Genomic DNA, 3,321 nt, shown 5'->3' on the forward strand with positions numbered 1-3,321 from the left:
ACGGTCAAGCCGTGGCCATCGCCCGCCCATCCGCCCACCATCGATCAGCAATCCCCCAACACCCTTGAGTAAGGCGGAAGTCAGGATTCCGTCACCCGTCTTGTTGTCACGTACTCAACAAGAGGATGGTCGTCGCGGGTCGCCGCCCCCACCGGGAACCTCACCGGTGGTCCCCCCTCCGCAGGCCTCTGCCCACCACTCCCAGGAGGCTGTACGTTGCGTACGTCCACCCCCGATTCCCCCCGCGCCCGCCTCAGATGGCACCGCGCCGGCTCCGCCGCGGCCGCCACCACCGCCCTCCTCCTCGCCGGTCTCGGCACCGCCGCGCACGCCGACGCGGCCACCCCCCACAAGGTGAGCAGCAAGGCCGTCGCGGCCGCTGTCGCCCAGGCACACGTGACGTACGAGAACGCGTGCGCCGCCACCCCGAAGAAGGGCTACGCCGCCTGCGACGCCCTGCGCGTCACCGGCGGCACCACCGCCTTCCAGGAGGAGCAGGCCGCGAAGAAGGGCACCAGCCCCGCGACCGTCTCCCCCGAGGCGTCCTCCGCCACCCCGACCGGCTACGGCCCGAGCGACCTCCGGTCCGCCTACGGACTGACCGCCGCATCCGCGAACAACGGCTCCGGCCAGACGGTCGCCATCGTCGACGCCTACGACGACCCCAACGCCGAGGCCGACCTGGCCACCTACCGGTCGTACTACGGCCTCCCCGCCTGCACCACCGCCAACGGCTGCTTCAAGAAGGTCAGCCAGACCGGCTCCACGACCTCCCTCCCCACGGCCGACAGCGGCTGGGCCGGAGAGATCTCCCTCGACCTCGACATGGTCTCCGCCATCGCCCCCAACGCCCACATCGTGCTGGTCGAGGCCAAGTCGTCGAGCATGGCCAACCTCGGCACCGCGGTGAACGAGGCCGTGAAGCTGGGCGCCAGGTTCGTCTCCAACTCCTACGGCGGCTCCGAGTCCTCCGCCGACACCTCCTACGACTCCACCTACTTCAACCACCCCGGCGTCGCCATCACCGTCTCCGCGGGCGACGCCGGCTACGGCGCCGAGTACCCGGCCGCCTCCAAGTACGTCACCGCGGTCGGCGGCACCAGGCTGTCCGCCTCCGCGACCACCCGCGGCTGGACCGAGAGCGTCTGGAGGACCAGCTCCACCGAGGGCACCGGCTCCGGCTGCTCCGCCTACGACACCAAGCCGGCCTGGCAGACCGACACCGGCTGCACCAGGCGCATGATTTCGGACGTCTCCGCCGTCGCCGACCCGGCCACCGGTGTCTCCGTCTACGACTCCTACGGCGCCGACGGCACCGGCTGGAACACCTACGGCGGCACCAGCGCCTCCGCCCCCATCATCGCGTCGGTGTACGCCCTCGCGGGCACCCCGGGCAGCAGCGATTACCCGGCCCGGTACCCCTACGGGCACACCTCCGCCCTCAACGACGTGACCACCGGCACCAACGGCTCGTGCTCCACGAGCTACTTCTGCACCGCCCGGACGGGCTACGACGGCCCGACCGGTCTGGGTACGCCGGAGGGAGTAACCGCCTTCACCGGCTGACTCTCCGTCAACACACGGGCCGCGGACTCCCCTGCCGCGGCCCGTTCGTCATGTGGGTGGCCCTCCGGGTTAGCCTTCACCCGCAGAACATCGGTGCCAGAAGCGCCGCAGGTCGTAAGAGGGGTCAACGACGGAACCACACGGCAGGTTCCGCTCCGGCCTCATTGCCCGGCGTAACCCGCCGTGATACACAGAGTGACCAGACAGTCATTCGTACGAAACCCGCCAATCAATGACGCCAAGTCGACATACGACGGCGGATTTGTCGGCGACAATGAGGCCTGACCTCTGCGCACACGCAGGGGAGACGGAACTACCCACCAGGGGCGGTGACTTACATGCTCTTTGCGGCCGACAAGGGAGACATCAACACCATCATCGGCGGGATCGCTCCGGACTGGGGACCCTTCGGGGCACTGGGGACCGAGGCGAAGACGATGATCCAGGTCGTCATGGCGGTCGCCATCCTGCTCTGCCTCGGCATCGCCATCTGGGGCGCCGCCAAGCAGCGCATCGGCGCCACCGCCCTGCGGGACACCTTCAGCGCGGAACAGGGCAAGGGCCTGATCATCGCGGGCCTGACCGGCGTCTTCATCATCGGATCGCTGGGCACACTCTTCACCATCGTGTACGGCATGGCCGTATAGCCGCCGCGTCCGGTCGACGCACCTCCGGTCCGGCCGGGCGCGCCCGGTACCCCTCTACCCCACCCGTCCGCAGTGCCCACCGGCTGAGGTTGCGTTCCCCCGATGTCTCCGATCGCTCCGATGACTTTGATGACTCTGATGCCGAGTCACCACACCGCGCCCGCGCGGGAACCAGCACGGCTACCGTCGTACTCCTACGCGTTTGCCCGCACTTTCCCGCACCACGTCGAGGGGGCGTAAGCGGCATGAGTCTCGGAGACGACCAGGAGGGCTCCGGAGGTTACGGCGGCACCGGCCAGACCCGCACCCACCTGCCGGGCGGCCCCGACGTGTACGGCGGCGCCCGCCGCTCCGGCCGCTCGTCCTCCCGGAGCCTGGTCACCGTGGTCGGCGTCGTCGTCCTCCTGATCGCCGCCATCGCCTTCGCGAACCGCGGAGGAGACGATTCCTCTTCATCCGCGGACACGGCGGGCAGTCAGCCGGACGTCACGGCGACGGCCCCCAGCGGTACCAAGCCGGTGCGCTCCACCCCGGGCGTCGTCCCGGCGGGGTACGCGCACGACGCGCAGGGAGCGCAGAGCGCGGCGGCGAACTACGCGGTGGCACTGGGCGCCGCCGGCATGTTCGACAAGACCCAGCGCGACGCCATCCTCCAGGCCGTCGTCGCCCCCTCGCGCCTGGCCGAGTTCCAGTCGAGACTGGACCGGGCCTACACCCCGGCCCTCAACAAGTCCGTCGGCCTGAACGACGACGGCTCCACGCCCGCCGGGTACACGTTCGTCTCCCGTACGAATCCCATCGGCACCAAGGTCACCGCGTCCTCGCAGAACAACGTGACCGTCGAGGTCTGGTGCAGCGGTCTGCTCGGCATGGCGGGCGAGAACTCCACGAACCCCGTCACCAACAGCTGGTTCACCACCACGATGCAGCTCGAGTGGACCGACGGCGACTGGAAGATCGTGACCCAGTCCCAGAAGGACGGCCCCGCGCCCGTCCCCGCCGACGAAAAGGCCTCCAGCGCTGACGAAATGGCAACCGCCGTCCAGGAGTACGGAGGCTTCACCTATGCCCGGTAGCCAGCGTCTCGCACTCAAGGTCACCGCCGCGG

The 3,321-nt window shown here is 69.6% G+C and carries 3 protein-coding genes; all 3 read left to right on the top strand.

Annotated features, from left to right (window positions below):
• Positions 1-216: 216 nt before the first annotated feature.
• The 3 genes from AOJ26_RS35560 (at position 217) to AOJ26_RS43655 (ending at position 3,289) form a co-directional block, all read left to right on the top strand.
• The gene (locus AOJ26_RS35560) at positions 217-1,566 is read left to right on the top strand and encodes a S53 family peptidase (protein WP_053852491.1); all 1,350 of its coding nucleotides are present in this window, start codon (positions 217-219) and stop codon (positions 1,564-1,566) included.
• A gap of 338 nt (positions 1,567-1,904) precedes the next feature.
• Entirely contained in the window at positions 1,905-2,213 is a 309-nt protein-coding gene (locus AOJ26_RS35565; RefSeq protein ID WP_007383036.1) for a hypothetical protein, read from the top strand.
• Positions 2,214-2,458: 245 nt separating this feature from the next.
• Complete coding sequence (locus tag AOJ26_RS43655) at positions 2,459-3,289, top strand: hypothetical protein (RefSeq protein ID WP_053852492.1); 831 nt, start codon at positions 2,459-2,461, stop codon at positions 3,287-3,289.
• The last annotated feature ends 32 nt before the right edge of the window (positions 3,290-3,321 follow it).

The organism is Streptomyces sp. NRRL B-24085, assembly GCF_001282115.1.
Lineage (GTDB): Bacteria > Actinomycetota > Actinomycetes > Streptomycetales > Streptomycetaceae > Streptomyces.

What these genes read in the sequence shown, in the direction of transcription:
- AOJ26_RS35565 (WP_007383036.1), top strand. Translation starts at nt 1,905, where the DNA reads ATGCTCTTTGCGGCCGACAAGGGAGACATCAACACCATCATCGGCGGG.
- AOJ26_RS43655 (WP_053852492.1), top strand. Translation starts at nt 2,459, where the DNA reads ATGAGTCTCGGAGACGACCAGGAGGGCTCCGGAGGTTACGGCGGCACC.